Annotated in this window: 17 protein-coding genes; 10 read left to right on the top strand and 7 right to left on the bottom strand. The window is 61.3% G+C overall.

Going from position 1 to position 18,836, the window contains the following annotated elements; all coding sequences use genetic code 11:
- The first annotated feature begins 356 nt into the window (after positions 1–356).
- On the top strand, positions 357–2,534 hold the full coding sequence (locus tag HX869_RS12780; protein ID WP_178903150.1) for a malate synthase G: 2,178 nt from the start codon (positions 357–359) through the stop codon (positions 2,532–2,534).
- A 59-nt stretch (positions 2,535–2,593) separates the two neighbouring features.
- On the opposite strand, the gene HX869_RS12775 is transcribed toward HX869_RS12780, so the two are convergent.
- Both HX869_RS12775 and HX869_RS12770 read right to left on the bottom strand, forming a co-directional pair.
- Positions 2,594–3,019 carry a hypothetical protein gene (locus HX869_RS12775; protein WP_178903149.1) on the bottom strand — a complete coding sequence of 142 codons (426 nt, stop codon included), beginning with the start codon at positions 3,017–3,019 and terminating at the stop codon, positions 2,594–2,596.
- A gap of 135 nt (positions 3,020–3,154) precedes the next feature.
- Positions 3,155–3,601 (bottom strand): response regulator, encoded by a 447-nt coding sequence (locus HX869_RS12770; RefSeq protein WP_003211086.1) that lies wholly within the window; start codon positions 3,599–3,601, stop codon positions 3,155–3,157.
- A gap of 246 nt (positions 3,602–3,847) precedes the next feature.
- Between HX869_RS12770 and HX869_RS12765 the strand changes: the two genes are divergently transcribed.
- From HX869_RS12765 to HX869_RS12730, 8 genes are all read left to right on the top strand, one after another.
- A complete protein-coding gene (locus HX869_RS12765) occupies positions 3,848–5,770 on the top strand; it encodes a putative nucleotidyltransferase substrate binding domain-containing protein (RefSeq protein ID WP_003211088.1) in 1,923 nt (640 codons plus the stop codon).
- Complete coding sequence (locus HX869_RS12760) at positions 5,767–6,474, top strand: PolC-type DNA polymerase III (protein WP_008434358.1); 708 nt, start codon at positions 5,767–5,769, stop codon at positions 6,472–6,474. The genes HX869_RS12765 and HX869_RS12760 overlap by 4 nt, the downstream gene beginning before the upstream one ends.
- 260 nt (positions 6,475–6,734) lie before the next feature.
- On the top strand, positions 6,735–7,253 hold the full coding sequence (locus HX869_RS12755) for an RNA polymerase sigma factor (RefSeq protein WP_010167452.1): 519 nt from the start codon (positions 6,735–6,737) through the stop codon (positions 7,251–7,253).
- A complete protein-coding gene (locus HX869_RS12750) occupies positions 7,250–8,218 on the top strand; it encodes a FecR domain-containing protein (RefSeq protein WP_102370054.1) in 969 nt (322 codons plus the stop codon). The genes HX869_RS12755 and HX869_RS12750 overlap by 4 nt, the downstream gene beginning before the upstream one ends.
- Positions 8,219–8,428: 210 nt before the next feature.
- Positions 8,429–10,858 (top strand): TonB-dependent siderophore receptor, encoded by a 2,430-nt coding sequence (locus HX869_RS12745; RefSeq protein WP_102604387.1) that lies wholly within the window; start codon positions 8,429–8,431, stop codon positions 10,856–10,858.
- Positions 10,859–10,920: 62 nt separating this feature from the next.
- On the top strand, positions 10,921–12,024 hold the full coding sequence (locus HX869_RS12740; RefSeq protein WP_003209218.1) for a PepSY domain-containing protein: 1,104 nt from the start codon (positions 10,921–10,923) through the stop codon (positions 12,022–12,024).
- A complete protein-coding gene (locus HX869_RS12735; RefSeq protein ID WP_003209216.1) occupies positions 12,021–12,197 on the top strand; it encodes a hypothetical protein in 177 nt (58 codons plus the stop codon). Before HX869_RS12740 ends, HX869_RS12735 begins: the two co-directional genes overlap by 4 nt.
- A gap of 35 nt (positions 12,198–12,232) precedes the next feature.
- Positions 12,233–12,862 carry a glutathione S-transferase gene (locus HX869_RS12730; RefSeq protein ID WP_003209214.1) on the top strand — a complete coding sequence of 210 codons (630 nt, stop codon included), beginning with the start codon at positions 12,233–12,235 and terminating at the stop codon, positions 12,860–12,862.
- 205 nt (positions 12,863–13,067) lie between these two features.
- Here the strand turns inward: HX869_RS12730 and creD are convergent, their stop codons facing one another.
- From creD to HX869_RS12710, 4 genes are read right to left on the bottom strand one after another with little or no spacing between them, the layout of a single operon-like run.
- A complete protein-coding gene (creD, locus tag HX869_RS12725) occupies positions 13,068–14,399 on the bottom strand; it encodes a cell envelope integrity protein CreD (protein ID WP_178903148.1) in 1,332 nt (443 codons plus the stop codon).
- A 52-nt stretch (positions 14,400–14,451) separates the two neighbouring features.
- Positions 14,452–15,891: a two-component system sensor histidine kinase CreC gene (gene creC / locus HX869_RS12720; RefSeq protein WP_003209209.1), complete on the bottom strand. Its 1,440-nt coding sequence runs from the start codon at positions 15,889–15,891 to the stop codon at positions 14,452–14,454.
- A complete protein-coding gene (gene creB / locus HX869_RS12715; RefSeq protein ID WP_003209207.1) occupies positions 15,891–16,559 on the bottom strand; it encodes a two-component system response regulator CreB in 669 nt (222 codons plus the stop codon). The genes creC and creB overlap by 1 nt, the downstream gene beginning before the upstream one ends.
- A 9-nt stretch (positions 16,560–16,568) precedes the next feature.
- Positions 16,569–17,069: an ATP-dependent zinc protease gene (locus tag HX869_RS12710; RefSeq protein ID WP_003209205.1), complete on the bottom strand. Its 501-nt coding sequence runs from the start codon at positions 17,067–17,069 to the stop codon at positions 16,569–16,571.
- Between the two features lie 173 nt (positions 17,070–17,242).
- Between HX869_RS12710 and HX869_RS12705 the strand changes: the two genes are divergently transcribed.
- On the top strand, positions 17,243–18,130 hold the full coding sequence (locus HX869_RS12705; RefSeq protein ID WP_102370059.1) for an acyltransferase: 888 nt from the start codon (positions 17,243–17,245) through the stop codon (positions 18,128–18,130).
- Here HX869_RS12705 and HX869_RS12700 read toward each other — a convergent pair.
- The gene (locus HX869_RS12700; protein ID WP_003209203.1) at positions 18,127–18,696 is read right to left on the bottom strand and encodes a DUF2780 domain-containing protein; all 570 of its coding nucleotides are present in this window, start codon (positions 18,694–18,696) and stop codon (positions 18,127–18,129) included. The two genes, HX869_RS12705 and HX869_RS12700, sit on opposite strands and share 4 nt — an antisense overlap.
- Positions 18,697–18,836 lie beyond the last annotated feature (140 nt).

Below are 18,836 nucleotides of genomic sequence, written 5' to 3'. Positions count from 1 at the left end.
GGACTCAGGTAGCCACGAAAACAAATCGTGTACCATTTTTATATTTATATGGAACAATCCAATAGTTTTTTGAGAACATCCCGTACCCCACTGTGACCGTACGACCAAAGTGGGTCGCTAAACGACGTATTTAGTCTAATTTTCACAACCGCAACTCATCATGTAGTATGCCCAATCGCGCACTACATAACGTTAGGTCGATGTCTGCCAAGGCAACCACGCACCGCGACGCAGCCCGCCCAGCCGCCTTCTACGGCATGTACTGGTGCAGCGTGTTCACGGTTTACATGGCCAGAGGCTTCATTGGTAAATTGAAAAGCTGAAAAGCGCATAAGCTCCGCAGAGTGAGGCAAGCAATGACTGAACACGTTCAAGTCGGTGGCCTGCAGGTCGCCAAAGTCCTGTTCGACTTCGTGAACAACGAAGCCATTCCTGGTACCGGCATTACCGCCGACCAGTTCTGGGCCGGTGCCGACAAGGTCATCCACGACCTGGCGCCGAAGAACAAAGCCCTACTCGCCAAACGCGACGATTTTCAAGCGCGGATCGACACCTGGCACCAGGCGCACGCCGGCCAGGCCCACGACGCGGTGGCCTACAAAGCCTTCCTTCAAGATATCGGATACCTGCTGCCAGAAGCCGCGGATTTCCAGGCCTCGACCCAAAACGTCGATGAAGAAATTGCCCACATGGCCGGCCCGCAGCTGGTAGTGCCGGTGATGAACGCCCGTTTCGCCCTCAACGCTTCGAATGCGCGCTGGGGTTCGCTGTATGACGCGCTCTATGGCACCGATGCCATCAGCGAAGCCGACGGCGCCGAGAAAGGCAAAGGCTACAACAAGGTGCGTGGCGACAAGGTCATCGCCTTCGCCCGCGCCTTCCTCGACGAAGCCGCACCACTGGCTGCCGGCAGCCATGTGGATTCCACCGGCTATAAGATCGTCGACGGCAAGCTCGTGGTCAGCCTCAAGGGCGGCAGCAACAGCGGCCTGCGCAGCGATGCCCAGTTGATCGGCTACCAGGGCGACGCAGCCAAGCCGACCGCCATCCTGCTGAAGCACAACGGCCTGCACTTCGAAATCCAGGTCGACGCCAGCACCCCGGTCGGCCAGACCGACGCCGCCGGCGTGAAAGACGTGCTGATGGAAGCCGCCCTGACCACCATCATGGACTGCGAAGACTCCGTCGCCGCCGTCGATGCCGATGACAAGGTGGTGATCTACCGCAACTGGCTCGGCCTGATGAAGGGCGACCTGTCGGAAGAAGTCGCCAAGGGTGGCAAGACCTTTACCCGCACCATGAACGCCGACCGCGTCTACACCGATGCCGACGGCAAGGAAGTGACCCTGCACGGTCGTTCGCTGCTGTTCGTGCGTAACGTTGGCCACTTGATGACCATCGACGCGATCCTCGACAAGGATGGCAACGAAGTGCCGGAAGGCATTCTCGATGGCCTGCTCACCAGCCTGTCGGCGATCCACAGCCTTAACGGCAACACCCGCCGCAAGAACAGCCGCACCGGTTCGGTGTACATCGTTAAACCGAAAATGCACGGCCCGGAAGAAGCCGCATTCACCAACGAGCTGTTCGGTCGCATCGAAGACGTGCTGAAGCTGCCGCGCAATACGCTCAAAGTCGGGATCATGGACGAGGAGCGCCGTACCACGGTCAACCTCAAGGCCTGCATCAAGGCCGCCAGCGAGCGCGTGGTGTTTATCAACACCGGCTTCCTCGACCGTACCGGCGACGAGATCCACACCTCCATGGAAGCCGGCGCGATGGTGCGCAAGGCCGCCATGAAGGCCGAGAAGTGGATCGGCGCCTACGAAAACTGGAACGTGGACATCGGCTTGAGCACCGGCCTGCAAGGCCGCGCACAAATCGGTAAAGGCATGTGGGCGATGCCCGACCTGATGGCCGCCATGCTGGAGCAGAAGATTGCTCACCCGCTGGCCGGCGCCAACACGGCGTGGGTTCCTTCGCCGACGGCGGCTGCGCTGCATGCGCTGCACTACCACAAGGTTGACGTGTTCGCCCGCCAGGCCGAACTGGCCAAGCGCGAACGTGCTTCGGTAGACGATATCCTGACCATTCCCCTGGCCCAGAATACCGATTGGTCCGAGGAAGAAATCCGCAACGAGCTGGACAACAACGCCCAAGGCATCCTCGGTTACGTGGTGCGCTGGATCGACCAGGGCGTGGGTTGCTCGAAAGTCCCGGACATCAACGACGTCGGGCTGATGGAAGACCGCGCCACCCTGCGTATCTCCAGCCAGCACATTGCCAATTGGTTACGCCACGGCATCGTCAATGAAGCCCAGGTGATGGAAAGCCTCAAGCGCATGGCGCCGGTGGTGGACCGTCAGAACGCCGGGGATGCGCTGTACCGCCCGCTGGCTCCGGATTTCGACAGCAACATCGCGTTCCAGGCAGCGGTGGAGTTGGTGATTGAAGGGACCAAGCAACCGAACGGCTATACCGAGCCGGTGTTGCACCGTCGGCGTCGGGAGTTCAAGGCCAAGAATGCTCTGTGAGTAAGCGCTAGAAACGAAAAAGCCCTGACCTATCGATCAGGGCTTTTTTGTTTGGGATGTCAATCGGACTCAACGGTGTAGTTCCCATTAAGCGTGACCGTTCCTCCGTCCGATTCAAACGTTACGTTTGTAAGTTTCCCGATGTGCTTGAAGGTAGTACCGGACTCCGGACGTTCGACCAGCACATTGAGGTCACCCAGCACAGGCTGATGGTATGAATGGCCGTCGGCATCGCGGTAGGTGACATTAAGAAGTGGAGCTTTCCGATGATGCGGCCCGGCTTTCAAGTCGCTTCCGTAGTAGATACGAACACTCTCAACTGCACCGTCCAAAGCGCTCCAGGAGAGATAGCCAAAGACGTCTGTAGGCACAAATACATGACTCAAGGTGCCATCTCGCGAAACTTCAATACGAGCATCACCACTGCTTAAAGTCTTGGCCTTGTGCAGTTCTTTCTCATCGATATTGAATTTTTCAGTACTCATGATGAACTCCTGTCCACAAATTGATTAGGTGCAGGCCTGCGACCCACCCCCTCCTAATCAGTAAACATGCGAAGTTCGATACTTTCCTACTGTCAGAATTGACAGTTCTTCGCGAAATCAGACCAATGGCACCGTCTAGGACGCCATCCCCAACTCCCGCTTCACCATCTTCGCCAGCTTCACGCTATCAATCGGCTTGAGCAAAAAGTCCACCACGCTCAAGTGCATCGCATCAATCACATCCGGCGCTTCGGCGTCACCCGACATGATGATGATCGGCAGCGCCGCCCGGGTGGATTCGCGCACCTGGCGAATCAATTGCAGCCCGTTGCTCGGCGTCATGCGCAGGTCGGTGATCAGCAAGCCGATGGAGCTGCTGGAACTCAACAAGTCCCATGCAGCCTCGCCGCTGTCGGCGGTCATGCAACGAATGCCGTCCAGGCCAAGAATTTCTGCCAACAGTTCGCGCGCGTCCTTGTCGTCATCCACGATCAAAACCCGTTGTGGCGGCAAATCCGGCTCCTGCATAACAGCACTCAGGGCCTCGCGCTCGGCATCACTCAAAATATCGTGGTCGGACATACGTTTCTCGGCAGTTCTATTCAATCTCCCAGCACAGAAGTCAGACATCGCCGGAAGGGCGAACAATGTGCACTTCGTCGGAAAGTTTGCCTAGTGGGCGTTCTACGGGGTTTGGACGATATTCATGTAAGGTTTTTCCCTAGTCGTGGAAGGCATAACGCTACCTAGACTTACGTCCAATGGGCACCCGCAGCGCAGGAGTCGACCATGGGGCACGATAACGACAAAAAAACTGCGGTCATAGGTATGAGTAAAGCTGATGCTTTCACACAAGCGGGGAAAACCGCTGTGTTGCAGAACATCCACGGCACCCTGCAATTCCTGCAACGCTTCCCGCCGTTCAACCAAATGGAAAACGCCCACCTGGGATTTCTGGTAGAGCAGTGTCAATTGCGCTTCTACGGCCCCGGCGAGAGCATCCTCAAGCCCTCGGGCGGGCCGGTGGAACACTTCTATATCGTCAAGCAGGGGCGCGTAGTCGGCGAGCGGCCGGACTCGACAGAAACCACCTTTGAAATCACCACCGGTGAATGTTTTCCGCTGGCGGCGCTGCTGGGGGAGCGGGCCACCCGTACCGAGCACAAAGCCGCCGAAGACACCTTCTGCCTGCAACTGAACAAGCCGGCCTTTATCAAGCTGTTCGCCCTTTCCAGCGCGTTTCGCGACTTTGCCTTGCGCGGCGTGAGCAGCTTGCTGGACCAAGTCAACCAGCAAGTCCAGCAAAAGGCCGTGGAAACCCTCGGCACCCAATATTCGCTGAACACCCGCCTGGGTGAATTGGCCATGCGCCACCCGGTCACCTGCAGCCCGCTGACGCCGCTGCGTGAAGCGGTCACGCAAATGCACGAGCAGCAAGTGGGTAGCATTGTGATCGTCGATGAACACAAGGCGCCCCTGGGGATTTTCACCCTGCGGGACCTGCGCCAGGTGGTGGCCGACGGCACCAGTGATTTCAACCAGGGCATCGAGCGCCATATGACCCAGGCGCCGTTTTTCCTCACGCCGGACCACAGCGCCTTCGACGCGGCGATTGCGATGACCGAGCGGCATATCGCCCACGTGTGCCTGGTCAAGGATCAGCGCCTGTGTGGCGTGGTGTCCGAGCGTGACCTGTTTTCCCTGCAGCGGGTTGACCTGGTGCACCTGGCGCGCACCATCCGCAATGCACCCAGGGTCGAAAACCTGGTGGCGATTCGCGGCGAGATCGGCCAGTTGGTGGAGCGCATGCTCGCCCACGGCGCGTCGTCTACGCAGATCACCCACATCATCACCTTGCTCAACGATCACACGGTGTGCCGTGTCATCGAGTTGACCCTGGCCGACAAGGGCGACCCGGGCGTGCCATTCAGCTGGCTGTGTTTCGGCAGCGAGGGCCGCCGCGAGCAGACGCTGTATACCGACCAGGACAACGGCATCCTGTTCGAAGCCCGGGACGCCGCCGAAGCCGCCGAGATTCGCGGGCGCCTGCTGCCGCTGGCACAACAGATCAACCAGAGCCTGGCGCTGTGCGGCTTCAGCCTGTGCAAGGGCAATATCATGGCCGGTAACCCGGAGCTGTGCCTGTCCCGGGCGGAATGGGCGCGGCGCTTTGCCGGGTTTATCCGTGAGGCGACGCCGGAGAATCTGCTGGGTTCGAGCATCTATTTTGATTTGCGGGTGGTGTGGGGCGATGAGCAAGGGTGCGAGCAACTGCGCCAGGGCATTCTCGACCAGGTGGCAGACAACCGCTTGTTCCAGCGCATGCTGGCCGAGAACGCGTTGCGCCAGCGCCCGCCGGTAGGGCGCTTCCGGGATTTTGTGTTGACGCGCAAAGGCGCCGACAAGGCAACCCTCGACCTCAAGGTGCAAGGCCTCACGCCATTTGTCGACGGTGCCCGTCTGCTGGCATTGGCCAACGGCATCAGCGCCATCAACACCCTGGAGCGCTTGCGCCAACTGGTGGCCAGGGAAGTCATCGAACGCCTTGATGGCGCCGCCTATGAAGAGGCCTATCACTTCATCCAGCAAACCCGCATGCAACAACACCAACTGCAAACCCGCGAGAACCTGCCCTACTCCAACCGCGTCGATCCCGACAGCCTCAACCACCTCGACCGGCGCATCCTGCGCGAATCCCTGCGCCAGGCCCAACGCCTGCAAGGCAGCCTGACGTTGCGGTATCAGCTGTGAGCTGGTTTGGCTGGTTGCGCAAACCCAAACCTGGCCTGGATGCGGCGCAACAACGGCGCGTCGAACAATTGCCCACACCTGGGGAGCTGGGGGACGGATCGCTGCGGGCCCAGCGCTGGGTGGTGGTGGACCTGGAAACCAGCGGCCTGAACCTCAATCGTGACCAGGTGCTTTCGATTGGCGCCGTGGTGATCGAGGACGGCGCAGTGGACTTCTCGCAATTATTCGAGCGCACCCTGCACCGGGCCGAGACCAAGCTCAGCCCCAGCGTGCTGATCCATGGCCTGGGGCCCAGCGCCATTGCGGCGGGCAGTGACCCGGCAGAGGCGCTGATGGACTTCATGGAGTTTGTCGGCGACAGCCCGCTGCTGGCGTTTCATGCGCCCTTCGATCAACACATGCTGTGCCGGGCACTCAAGGACAGCCTGGGCTATCGCTTGAACCACCCGTTCCTGGACGTGGCCGACATCGCCCCGCTGCTGTGCCCCGACGCCAACATCCGCGAAGCCGGGCTGGATGACTGGATCACGCATTTCAAGCTGCAAGTGGGCGAGCGTCACCATGCCAGTGCGGATGCGCTGGCAACGGCGGAACTGATGCTGATTTTGTTCAGCCGCGCACGGCAGCAGCAGATCGATAGCCCGCACGCGTTACAACAGCGCCTGGGCCAATGGAAACGCCGCAAGCAAGCGCCCTCATTCTAATGGTGGCGAGGGAGCTTGCTCCCGCTGGGGTGCGAAGCGCCCCCAAATCAGCCAACCCATTTCCAACTGAATAAATGCACTGCCTGGATTACGACTGCTGCGCAGCCGAGCGGGAGCAAGCTCCCTCGCCACAGTAAGCGGCATCACCATGATAGATAGCATTACGCCGCCGCCCGACCAACGCCAATTGCACCCGCCTTACACCTCTGCCACAATCGCGAATAATTCTCGTTAGTTTAAACTTTCCGATCGGTGTCGCCTTGTCGTCAATCCAAAGTCCCCACAGTGAGCTTGTTGGCGCGTTGTACCGCGACCATCGCAGTTGGCTGTTGGCGTGGCTGCGACGCAACGTGGCCTGCCCCAGCCGCGCCGAAGACCTCAGCCAGGACACCTTCATGCGTCTGCTGGGCCGTGAAGAACTGCGTGAACCCCGCGAGCCGCGGGCGTTCCTGGTGGCCATCGCCAAGGGCCTGCTGTTCGATTATTTCCGCCGCGCCGCGCTGGAACAGGCTTACCTCACCGAACTGATGCTGATCCCGGAAAGCGAGCACCCGTCCCCGGAAGAACAGCAACTGATCCTCGAAGACCTCAAGGCCATCGACCGCCTGCTGGGCAAACTCTCGAGCAAGGCCCGCGCGGCCTTCCTCTACAACCGCCTCGACGGCATGGGCCACGCCGAAATCGCCCAGCGCCTGGGGGTTTCCGTGCCCCGGGTGCGGCAATACCTGGCCCAGGGTATCCGCCAGTGCTACATCGCCCTGTATGGCGAGCCGCTGTGAGCCCGGTCAGTTCCAAGCCGGTGTCGGCGCGGGTGCTCGACGCGGCCATTGCCTGGCAACTGTCCCTCGGTTCGGGCGACGGCAGTGCCGTGGAGCAGGAAGAATTCGCCAAATGGCTGGCCAGCAACGAAGAACACGCCCGCGCCTGGCGCCAGTTGGGCATGCTCGATCAGCGTTTCAGTGTGGCCTCGGGCCCGGCCCGTGCGGCATTGCTGCAGTCGCGCGAAGGCATTCGCCGCCGCGTGCGCAAGCTCGGCAGCGGCCTGGCCAGTGTGGTGCTGGTGTGCGGCCTGGCATTGTTCGTCGGCCAGCGCTACGTGCCGCTCAACTATTGGCTGGCAGACCAGCGCACCGCCACCGGTGAACAGCGCACCCTGAAGCTGGCGGATGGCACCGTGATCAACCTCAACACCCACAGCGCCATTGACGTGCGCTTTGACGAGAAACGTCGGCTGATCGTATTGCAGGAAGGCGAGATCCTTGTCGAAACCGGCCACAACGACGCCCGCCCGTTTTTTGTCGAAACCCGCGAAGGCAGCCTGCGCGCCCTGGGCACACGGTTTATCGTCAAGCGCGAGGAAGATGGCACCCGCCTCAGCGTGTTGCAGTCTGCCGTCGGCGCACAGCCTGAAGCGCTGCATCAAGAGCAGATCTTCAAGGAAGGCCAGCAAGTGCTGATGCGCCGCGACAGCCTCGGCCCGATGCTTGCCGTCAGCCCCGGCACCGACGCCTGGACGCGCGGCATGCTGGTGGTGGACAACGCGCGGCTCGGCGATGTGGTTGCCGAACTGAGCCGCTACCGCACCGGTTACCTGGGTGTGGATAAACAGGTGGCCGACCTGCGGATCACCGGCAGCTTTCCGTTGCACGACACCAACCTGGCACTGAACGCGCTGCTGCCGACCTTGCCGGTGCAGATTCAACAACACACGCCGTGGTGGGTGACGGTGGCGCCCAAGCCGTAGGCTCCTGTGGTGCATAGGCCATTGTCATCGCAGGCAAGCCAGCTCCCACAGGTGGAATGCGTTCCCCTGTGGAGCTGGCTTGCCTGCGATGAGGCCCTCAAAAACAGCACTCACCCACTAATAGAAATTATTTTCATCGAGCCCTATCACTTTTTGCATCTCGCTCGGCACATAGGCAATTGAGAAATATTTCCATTCAGGAGCCGCCCTATGTCCCGCACGCTAGACACCTTGTTGCGCCCCAGCCTGTTGGCCGTGGCCATTGCCCTCAGCGCCCCGCTGGCCAGCACCCAGTTGCTCGCCGCCGAACAAGCGTCCAGTGTGCGCGCCTACAATCTGCCGGCAGCGTCGCTGGCCACCACCCTGAACCAGATCGCCAGCCAGGCCGGTTTGGCGCTGACGCTGAACCCGGGGTTGGCAGCGGGCAAGACTTCCGCGCCGGTAAAAGGGCAATTCGATGCACAAGGCGCATTGCGTGAAGCGTTGCGCGGGACCGGGCTGCAACTGGAGCAAAGCAGTGCAGGCACGTTCAGCCTGGTAGCGATCCCGGATGGGGTCGTGGCATTGCCGGAGACCAGCATTACCGGCCAGGCCGACGCGGAAAGCGCATGGGGGCCGGTTGACGGTTACCTGGCGACCCGCACCGCTGCCGGCACCAAGACCGATACCGCACTGGTCGAAGCCCCGCGTTCGATTTCCGTCGCCACTCGCCAGCAAATGCAGGACCGTAACGTCCAGAACCTGGATGACGCCGTCAAATACATGCCCGGTATCGTGTCCGCCAGCTACGGCAGTGACACCCGCTACGACTGGATGCGTGTACGCGGCTTCGAACCCACCCAGTTCCTCGACGGCCTGCCGCTGCCACGCGGCGTGTATGCCAACCCGAAAGCCGAAACCTGGAACCTCGACCGCCTTGCGCTGCTGCGCGGCCCGGCCTCGTCGGTCTACGGCCAGACCCCGCCCGGCGGCCTGCTGGATATGGTCAGCCGCCGCCCCAGCGCTGAATCGAGCAATGCCATCCAGGTGCAGTACGGCAGCGACAACTACCGCCAGATCAACTTCGCCAGCACCGGCAAGATCGATGATGAAGGCCAGTTTCTCTACGGCCTCAGCGGTGTGGTGCGCGACGCCGGCACCCAGGTCGATCACATCGACAACAAGCGCTACAACATCGCCCCCAGCCTGACCTGGAATATTGATACCGACACCAAGCTGACGTTCCTGTCGCAGTTCACCCGCGACGATACCGGCGCCACCAGTCAGTTCCTGCCCATTGTCGGCACCAAGATCAAATCGCCGTTGGGGGACATCTCTCATCACAAGAACCTCGGCGACCCGGACTACGAGTACTACGACCGCACCTACTACGCGCTGGGCTACGCCTTCGAGCATCGCTTCAACGATACCTGGCAGTTCAAGCAGAACCTGCGTTACACCAAGTCGGAGCTGGCTTTCCAGCAGCTGACCGTGGGTTCCTATGGTTACTCGACCATTGATGCCGAGGGTAATACCAGCCGCGGGTCGACCAACGTCGACGAAAGCATCGGCCAGTTCGCCGTCGACAACAATTTCCAGGCTGACTTCGCCACCGGTGATATCACCCACACGCTGTTGCTCGGCCTGGATCACCAGCGCACCGACACCTCGTACCTGTCGATCTTCGGTGACGGCGGCACAGTCAACCTCTACAACCCCGTCAACACCAAGCCGGTGGTGCGTCCGGCGCGCTCCACCGCTTATTACGACTACAACCAGAAAACCATCCAGACTGGCCTTTACGCCCAGGACCAGATGGCCCTGGACCAGTGGCGCCTGACCCTCGGCGGGCGTGAAGACTGGGTGCACCAAGGCACCACCTACTTCAACAAAAACGATGCAACCAATACCGACCGCAGCAAGAACTTCAGTGGCAACGCCGCGCTGAGCTATGTGTTCGATTCGGGCTTCGTTCCGTACCTCTCCTACGCCGAATCGTTCCAGCCAGCGAGTAACGCCAGCGTCTCGCCAACCGAGTCGTACAAACCCACCGAAGGCAAGCAATGGGAATTGGGGGTCAAGTACCAGCCACCCGGCTCAAATACCCTGCTGAGCGCAGCGGTGTACGACCTGACCCAAAAGAACGTGCTGGTTACCAGCTTCGGCGCCGGTGGCCAGTCGATCACCGACCAGACCGGCGAAGTGAAGGTCAAGGGCCTGGAATTGGAAGCCGTCTCTGACGTGACCGAGAACCTTAAGGTCATCGCGGCATACACCCTGGCCAAATCCGAAGTGCAAAAAGGCCAATACAAAGGCAACCGCCTGCAACTGATGCCAAACCAGCAAGCCTCACTGTGGACCGACTACACCTGGCACGCCGGTGTGCTCGACGGTTTCGGCATTGGCGCGGGTGCCCGTTACACCGGCAATACCTATGGCGACCAGGGCAACACCTGGCTGGGCAAGGCCAATGCCTACACCGTGTTCGATGCCTCCGTGCATTACGACCTCGGCCGCCTGGACAACAGCCTCAAGGGGGCTTCGGTGAAACTGAATGCCACCAACCTGTTCGACAAGGACTACATTTCCACCTGCGATGCTTCCTACTGCTACTACGGCGACCAACGCAGCGTCGTCGCCAGTGCCACCTACCAGTGGTAATCGGCTGAGTTAACAACCGGGCCGCCCCCGTGGGCGGCTTCGGTGTGTCTGAAGGCTAGAAAATGAAAAGCAAAACCATCCGCCGCTGGTCCTTCATCCACACCTGGACCAGCCTCGTCTGCACCGTATTCCTGCTGCTGCTCGCTCTCACCGGCCTGCCGTTGATCTTTCACCACGAGATCGACCACCTGCTGGGCAACGAACCCGAGCTGGCACAGATGCCCGCCGATACCCCACAGCTGAACCTCGAACAGCTTGTTGCCAAAGCCCAGGCCCATCGCCCCGGCGAAGCCATGCAATACCTGGCCTGGGACGAAGACGACAAGAACGGCGTGATCGCGATCATGGCCGCCACCGCCGGCACCGAACCCAATTCCTCCCACACCTTCATGCTCGACGCCCGCACCGGCGAGGCCGTGGAAACGCCTTCGGCCAACGGCGGGCTGACGATGTTCCTGCTGCGCCTGCACGTCGATATGTTCGCCGGGCTGCCGGGCAAGTTGCTGCTGGCGTTCATGGGCATTCTGTTTGTGCTGGCGATCATCTCCGGCACGGTGTTGTACCTGCCGTTCATGCGCCGGCTGAAATTCGCCACCGTGCGCCAGGACAAATCCACGCGCCTGCGCTGGCTCGACCTGCACAACCTGATCGGCGTGGTCACCCTGACCTGGGCGCTGGTAGTGGGCGTGACCGGCGTGATCAGCGCCTGCGCCGACCTGATCATCGCCGCGTGGCGCACCGACAGCCTCAGCGCAATGATCGAGCCTTACAAAAACGCCCCGCCGCTGACCCTGCGCGCCCCCGCCACCGACCTGCTGACGATTGCCGCCAAGGCCGCGCCCGGGATGGAGCCGGACTTTATCGCGTTCCCCGGCACGCGTTTCTCCAGCGAGCATCACTACGCGGTGTTCATGAAAGGCAGCACCCACCTGACTTCACACCTGCTGACGCCGGTATTGATCGACGCCAGCAACCTGCACGTCACCGCCATCGCCGAACGGCCGTGGTACATGGACGCCATGGGCATGTCCCAGCCGCTGCACTTCGGTGACTACGGCGGCATGCCGATGAAGATCCTGTGGGCGGTGCTGGATGTGCTGACCATCATCGTCCTGGGCAGTGGCGTGTACCTGTGGCTGGTGCGGCGCAAGGCGGCCAAGTCATGAAGCCGAGGCAATCGAGTTTCTGGAAGGTATTCGGCATTCCGCTGGCCATCGGGTTGTTGAGTGCTGCCGGATTGTTTGCGGCATTGCTGGGGGACGGCTTGTGGGATTCGCTGAGCTGGGTGGGGCTGGGCATTCCGGCCGCCATAGGTAGCTGGGCGTTGCTCAAGCGTTGAGATAGATTAGCGCTGCCCTTTTCCGAGGAATGCCCATGTCCACCCCCAGCATGACGTTGTTCCACAACCCTGCCTCGCCGTTTGTGCGCAAAGTACGGGTGTTGTTGCACGAGACCGGTCAACTGGACCGCGTGACCTTGCACGCCTGCGTGCCGACGCCGGTCAAGCCCGACGCCGATGTAATCCTGGACAACGCGCTGGGCAAGATCCCCGCCCTGCGCCTGGCCGACGGCAATGCGCTGCACGACAGCCGGGTGATCCTCGATTACCTCGACTACCAACACACCGGGACTCCACTGATCCCCCGGAACGGCCCGGCCCGCTGGCGGCGCCTGACCCTGGCCTCGACCGCCGACGGCATCATGGATGCCGCCGTACTGGTGCGTTATGAAACCGCCATGCGCCCCGAGGAAAAACATTGGGACCTGTGGCTGGAAGGCCAGCGCGACAAGATCCGCCGCGCCCTCGACATGCTCGAACAGGACGCCATCGCCGAACTGGCCGGGCCGTTTGACGTGGCCGCGATCAGCGTGGCGTGTGCACTGGCTTACCTGGACTTCCGCCACCCGGACATGCAGTGGCGGTCGAGCCATCCGAAGCTGGCGGCGTGGTATGCCGAGGTGAGTCAGCGGCCGTCGATGCTCCAGACCCAGCCACCGGCCTAACCTGCTGCAAGGGCCCCTCTGTGGTGAGGGAGCTTGCTCCCGCTGGAGTGCGAAGCGCTCCCAGGATTTTTGGGGCCGCTGCGCAGCCCAGCGGGAGCAAGCTCCCTCGCCACAAAAAGCTCCCGGGCCACAGGGAATAGCGCGTTGATCCTCACCACTAACTGCGCGCCCTCTTGCTGATCCTCCCGCAACCCCAACGACCGACTCATCGCTTGCCCACCCCATACCAATCCAGCTTGCGGGTCAGCACCATCACCGTGCCCAGCAACCCGAACAGCAGCAACGAGCCCATCAACAACGCGTAATCCTCGGCACTCAGCAACCCGTACAGCAAGCCATACAACGCCGCCAACCCTGCTGAAAACCCCAGGCCATGGGCGACACTGCGCAGCACATGGCAGACGTAAAACCCGATCAGCAACACACAGGCCGCCGCCGATATCAGGTACGCCGGGCCAAACCCGATGTGCTCGGACAACGACAACAGCAGCAGGTAGAAAAACGCCAGGGCAACCCCCACCAACGCGTACTGGATCGGGTGCACCGCCAGGCTCTTGAGCACCTCGAACAGAAAGAAACCGGCAAACGTCAGGGCGATAAACAACAGCGCATATTTGATCGCCCGATCGCTCTTGAGGTACTGGTCCACCGGGTCGATAAAGCTCACGCCGAAGCTGCGGCTGTTGAAGTCGTCACAGCCGCGCTCGGCCAGGCAACCGCGCAGCGCTTCTTCCAGGTTGGTGGAGAAGAATGTGGTCTGCCAATTGGCGCTGAAGCCTTGGGCGGTGACCTCGCGCTGGGTCGGCAGGAAGTTGCCGATAAAGCTGGGGTGCGGCCAGTTGGACGCGAGCTTGACCTGGCTGGTCTTGCCCACCGGCACCACTTGCAGTTGCTCGGTGCCTTGCAGGCGCAGGTCAAAGGCGAAGTCAAAAGGTGACGGATTGTGGCTGTCCTGCTCGGGCAGCATCACGTGCACACCCTCCCCCAGCCAAGCCACTTGAGTACCCGGGGAAAACGCCAGTTGCTGGCTGCCCAGCTCCAGCTTCAACGCATTTTCGATACCGCGAATGTCGCTGATACCCACTGCCAGATACGCCGGGTCAAAGCGGTAATCGGCAAAATTTTCCTTGATGCCCCACTGCTCCGGCAACACAAACCGCCCACTGATACGGCTGTCGGCGTGGAACAACCGCGCCTGGTAAATGCCCCGGGCCCGCACTTCGGTTTGCACCTGCCCGTCGAGGGCAAATTGCTCCGGCAGGAAATACAGATGACCACGCACCTCGCGGGTTTCTTCGTAGCGTTCGTTGAGCTTTTCATTGAGCTTCCACTCCCGGACGGTCTTGCGATAAGGCACCACCAGCACCGGGCCATTGAGGCGCTGGCTGTAGCTGGAACTGCGGGCGATATCCTGCAAGACGTCGTCGCGCAGTTGCTGACGGTCGGTAATCACCCCGTGGATCATCAGCAACGGAATCAACAACAGCACGATCAGCAGCGCGATGGCGCCCAATTTGAAAAGCAGATTGCGGTTCATGAAGCTCTCCCTGTTTTGATGAGGGAGAGTCTGGCGGGCGCTTAAGGGGGATTTATGAAGGGAATGTGGAGACTGTGTGGAGATGCAGTTTTACCTGCACGCCGCCGGGCACGTTGCCGATCTGCAGTGAGCCGCCGTGCAGCTTCATCACCTCTTCGACAAAATTGAGCCCAAGGCCGGTGCTCTTGCGCCCGCTGGCCGGGCGCGGCAGGGAATAGAAGCGCTCGCTGAGGCGCGGCAACGCGTACTCGGGAATGGCGTCGGCCTGGTTGAACAGGGTGAATTCGATCCCGTCATCCAAGGCCTTGGCGCTGAACCGCAATGTGCCGCCGGGCGGTGTGAAATCCAGCGCGTTTTCCAGCAGGTTACCCAGTGCCTGGCGCAGCAGGAACGGCTCGCCGTACACCTGCAGATCCGCGTCAATCGCCTGCTCGACCTGCAACCCGGCGCCTTCAATGCGCGCACATTGAGCCCTGAGCACTTCGTCCACCAGCGCCGCCAACGACAGGCTGGCCTGGTCCTCAAGGCCCTGGCGCTGCTCCACCTGCGCCAGGTTCAGCAGGCGTTCGATCAACTGCTGCAAGCGCGCACTTTCACTGTCGATATTGCTCACGAAACGCTGCTGCTGGTCACGGGACATGTCGCCCTGCAACAGCTCCGCCGCACCACGAATCGCCGCCAGCGGGCTTTTCAATTCGTGGGTCAGGGTGTGCACATAACGCTCGACGTACGCCTTGCCTTCCAGCTGGGTGCGCATGTGTTCCACGGCGGTGGACAACTGCTCCAGTTCACCGCCGCGATAGTGCGGCAACTCGGCACGCCGGCCTTCACTCACCGCCTGGGCATACGCCGTCAGCCGGCGCAGTGCGACACTCAACCACCACGACAACAGCGCACCAAACAGCAAGCCCAGGGCGACCAGCCCGGCGCCGTACCACAGCAGCCGGTCTTCGGTGCGGTCCACATAGGGTTGCAGTGAACTGTTGGGCTTGGCCACAGTGACCACGCCGATGATCTGCCCGCTATCGCGGATCGGCGCGCCGACGTGCATCACCGAAGAGGCAGGGTCGTCCAGTTCGCTGCGGGTCGAGCGCGCACCGTATTCGCCGCGCAGGGTCAGGTACACGTCATTCCACTTCGAGTAATCCTCGCCTACGGCCTCGCCGCTGGAGTCCAGCAGCACAATGCCCTTGGCGTCGGTGACGTAGATGCGGTGGTTGACCTGGTTTTTCGGCAGGCCCCAGATATTCGCGCCGGGCTGACGCTCACCGTAGGCCTTGAGCAGTTCGGGCCAGTGGCTCTGGCCGAGGGTGCCGTTCTTCACATCGTCGCGCAGGATTTCCGCCAGCAGGTTGGCGGTGTCCACCAGGGTTTCCTCGGTGGACTGGCGCACGCCGGGGCGGATTTCCTTCATCACGGTGCTGAGTACGAAGTAGCCTGTCAGGCCGATAAACAATGCGTACACCAGGAAGAACCGAATCCCCAGGCGCATCAGCTGTTGCCCGGGCTGTAGCTGTAGCCAAGGCCGCGATGGGTCTGGATGGGCTCCGCCTCGGGCGCCACCGCGCGCAATTTGCTGCGCACGCTTTTGATGTGGCTGTCGATATTGCGCTCGTAGCCTGCGTCCGCCGCCACGCCCACCGCATCCAGCAGTTGCTCGCGGCTGAACACGCGCTCGGGTTGCTCCAAAAGGCTGTGCAGCAGACGGAATTCATGGCGAGTGAGGCTCAGGGGCTGGCCGCGATAACTGATCTGCATGCGCTCCAGGTCCACCTGGAACACCGCCGGAGCAGCACCGGGGCCCACGCGCTTGAGAATGGCCCGTACCCGCGCTGCCACTTCCCGCGGGCTGAACGGCTTGACTACATAGTCGTCAGCGCCGATCTCAAGACCCACCACGCGGTCGATCTCACCGTCCCGGGCGCTGAGGAACATCACCGGTACTTCGCTGAAACGCCGCAGTTGCTTGCAGGTTTCAAAGCCGGTGATGTCCGGCAGGCCGATGTCGAGGATGACCAGGTCCGCCGGGGTTTGCCGCTGATGGGCCAGCGCCGCCTGGCCGAGGCTCAACCAGGTGGTGGTGAAGCCCTCGCCTTGCAGGGCGAAAATCAGCGTGTCAGCGATAGCCGCTTCGTCTTCGACAATCAGGATGTGCGCCATGGTGTTCCGTCAGCAGTCCGGTTTGTCCGCAGTGTAACGGCGGGCCGGGTTTACCGCAGCGCCGAATTCACGCAGGGCCTTGGCGCCGATCAGCAGCGGGTAGTTGAAGCTGCTGCGGTCGGTGAGGTTGACCTCGACGGTGCGCTTGACGTTGCCCAGGCACATTTCCAGGTCGATCACCGGGCGCTTGGCCACGGTGGCTTCGTCCTTGTCGTCATCTTCGTCGGCGCGGCTCTTGATTTTGCTGATGCGCGAAACCTTGTGCTCGTACACCTTGTTGGTGGCGTCCTTGCCGCCGAGGCGGAAGCGTACCCAGTCGTCGCCATCACGGGTGAAGGTCTCGATGTCCCGGGCCGACAGCGAGGCGGTCAGCGCGCCGGTGTCCATCTTGGCCTTGAAGGTCTCACCGATTTCCGGCAGTTGGATGTATTCGTAGCGACCGTAAAGGGTCGGCTCGGCGGCCATGACAGGCAAGGCCACCAGCGTTAGCAGGGCAAGGATGGATTTCACGTAGGAGGTTTCCTTGAAATAAGTGGGCCAATTCTAGACTGCAAATTCGCTGCTTAGTTAGATCACAGAGCATACCCAGCCCGCTGTGAAACATTCGTAAGCTTATTTGCGATTTGGTCTCCAGGCCCAAGCTGCTTATCATGGCGGGCCAAAAATGATTCCAAGAGTTACTTATGCGCCGCCTGCTCACCGGCTGTTTCGTCACATTGCTGCTGTTGCTCAACACCCTGGTGCTGTTCGGGCCGCTGATGGTGTTTGCCCTGCTCAAGCTGGTGGCCCCCGGTCGCTTTCGTGACTATGCGTCCTGGGCCGTCATGTGGATCGCCGAAACCTGGGCCGAGATCGACAAGCTGATCTTCGCCCTGTGCATCCCTACCCAATGGGACATTCGCGGCGGCGGCGACCTGCGGGGTGACACTTCTTATCTGGTGATCAGCAACCATCAATCCTGGGTCGACATCCCCGCACTGATCCAGGCCCTCAACCGGCGCACGCCGTTCTTCAAGTTCTTCCTGAAAAAGGAACTGATCTGGGTACCCTTCCTGGGCCTGGCCTGGTGGGCACTCGATTACCCGTTCATGAAGCGCTACAGCAAGGCATTCCTGGCCAAACACCCGGAACTGGCAGGCCAGGACCTGAAAATCACCAAAGAGGCCTGCGAGTTGTTCAAGCGCCAGCCGGTCACCGTGGTGAATTACCTGGAAGGCACGCGGTTCACCCCGGCCAAGCGCAAACAGCAGGCTTCACCCTTCGAGCGCCTGCTCAAGCCCAAGGCGGGTGGCGTGGCGTTCGTGCTCGCGGCGTTGGGTGAACAGCTGGATGCGGTGCTCGACGTCACCGTGGTTTATCCACAGGAAAACATTCCGGGCTTCTGGGACTTAATCAGTGGTGCGGTGCCGAAGGTGATCGTGGATATCCGTACCCGAGAGCTGGATCCGGCGTTGTGGCAGGGGGATTACGAGAACGATCCGGCGTTTCGCCAGACCGTCCAGAACTGGGTCAACCAGCTCTGGATGGAGAAGGATGCGCGCATCGCCCAACTGCGCGCGGAGCGGTCTTAGCCGCCAGTGCCCCAGGCCGAAGCCAGTTTGCCCAGCACCGATTCGCTGGCGCCCTGGCCGCCCAGGTATTTCAGGATAACCGGCGCAAACTGGCCCACCATCCCACTGTCCATGCCCAGCGCGCTGAACGCGGTGTTCAGGTCGTTGGTGTTCTTCACGTTACCCAACACGCCGTCCAGGCCCGAGGTCTTGCTGCCGCCGCTCTGGCCGAGCATGCCGCTCAGGGCGCCGAGGCTGCCCAGGGAGTTGCTGCCGGAGAGCTTGTCCAGGCCCGGTACGCTTTTGGTCAGTTGCGAGTAATCACCGCCGCCCAATTTATTCTTGGCCAGGCCCAGCATTGCGCCGGTACCACCAACGGCCTGCTCAGGGGTCACGTTCAATTGCGAGGTCAGTGCCTGCAGCAGACCAGCGGTCTGTGAAGTGGGTGCAGCCGCTGCTGCCTTGTCGCCACCTTGTGCACCGGACACGGCATTGGCCACGTCGCCGAGGCTGAAACCTGCCGCAAATACCGGGCTGGCCGCCACGGTCAACAGGCAGGACAGGGCAAAACCGCGTGAAATCTTCATCAAGACAACCTCTGAAAGTAAGCGCAAAAAGCAGGAGTTTGACTGGGTACGCCGAAGGATTGTTCCCTCCCTGCAGATTAGTTCAGAAAACCACTGCATCCGATGCGCCTTGCGCTGCGTATATCCACCACGAGCCGCAC

Source organism: Pseudomonas sp. P7779, from assembly GCF_013386315.1.
Classification (GTDB): domain Bacteria; phylum Pseudomonadota; class Gammaproteobacteria; order Pseudomonadales; family Pseudomonadaceae; genus Aquipseudomonas.
This window is presented reverse-complemented; position numbering and strand designations above follow the sequence as displayed.

Bases quoted from the DNA above. Each gene is read 5' to 3' on its own strand.
- HX869_RS12745 (WP_102604387.1), top strand. From the start codon at position 8,429: ATGTCCCGCACGCTAGACACCTTGTTGCGCCCCAGCCTGTTGGCCGTG.
- HX869_RS12700 (WP_003209203.1), bottom strand. From the start codon at position 18,696: ATGAAGATTTCACGCGGTTTTGCCCTGTCCTGCCTGTTGACCGTGGCG.
- HX869_RS12775 (WP_178903149.1), bottom strand. From the start codon at position 3,019: ATGAGTACTGAAAAATTCAATATCGATGAGAAAGAACTGCACAAGGCC.
- HX869_RS12730 (WP_003209214.1), top strand. From the start codon at position 12,233: ATGTCCACCCCCAGCATGACGTTGTTCCACAACCCTGCCTCGCCGTTT.
- HX869_RS12780 (WP_178903150.1), top strand. From the start codon at position 357: ATGACTGAACACGTTCAAGTCGGTGGCCTGCAGGTCGCCAAAGTCCTG.
- HX869_RS12765 (WP_003211088.1), top strand. From the start codon at position 3,848: ATGAGTAAAGCTGATGCTTTCACACAAGCGGGGAAAACCGCTGTGTTG.
- HX869_RS12735 (WP_003209216.1), top strand. From the start codon at position 12,021: ATGAAGCCGAGGCAATCGAGTTTCTGGAAGGTATTCGGCATTCCGCTG.
- creD (WP_178903148.1), bottom strand. From the start codon at position 14,399: ATGAACCGCAATCTGCTTTTCAAATTGGGCGCCATCGCGCTGCTGATC.
- HX869_RS12770 (WP_003211086.1), bottom strand. From the start codon at position 3,601: ATGTCCGACCACGATATTTTGAGTGATGCCGAGCGCGAGGCCCTGAGT.
- HX869_RS12705 (WP_102370059.1), top strand. From the start codon at position 17,243: ATGCGCCGCCTGCTCACCGGCTGTTTCGTCACATTGCTGCTGTTGCTC.
- creC (WP_003209209.1), bottom strand. From the start codon at position 15,891: ATGCGCCTGGGGATTCGGTTCTTCCTGGTGTACGCATTGTTTATCGGC.
- creB (WP_003209207.1), bottom strand. From the start codon at position 16,559: ATGGCGCACATCCTGATTGTCGAAGACGAAGCGGCTATCGCTGACACG.
- HX869_RS12740 (WP_003209218.1), top strand. From the start codon at position 10,921: ATGAAAAGCAAAACCATCCGCCGCTGGTCCTTCATCCACACCTGGACC.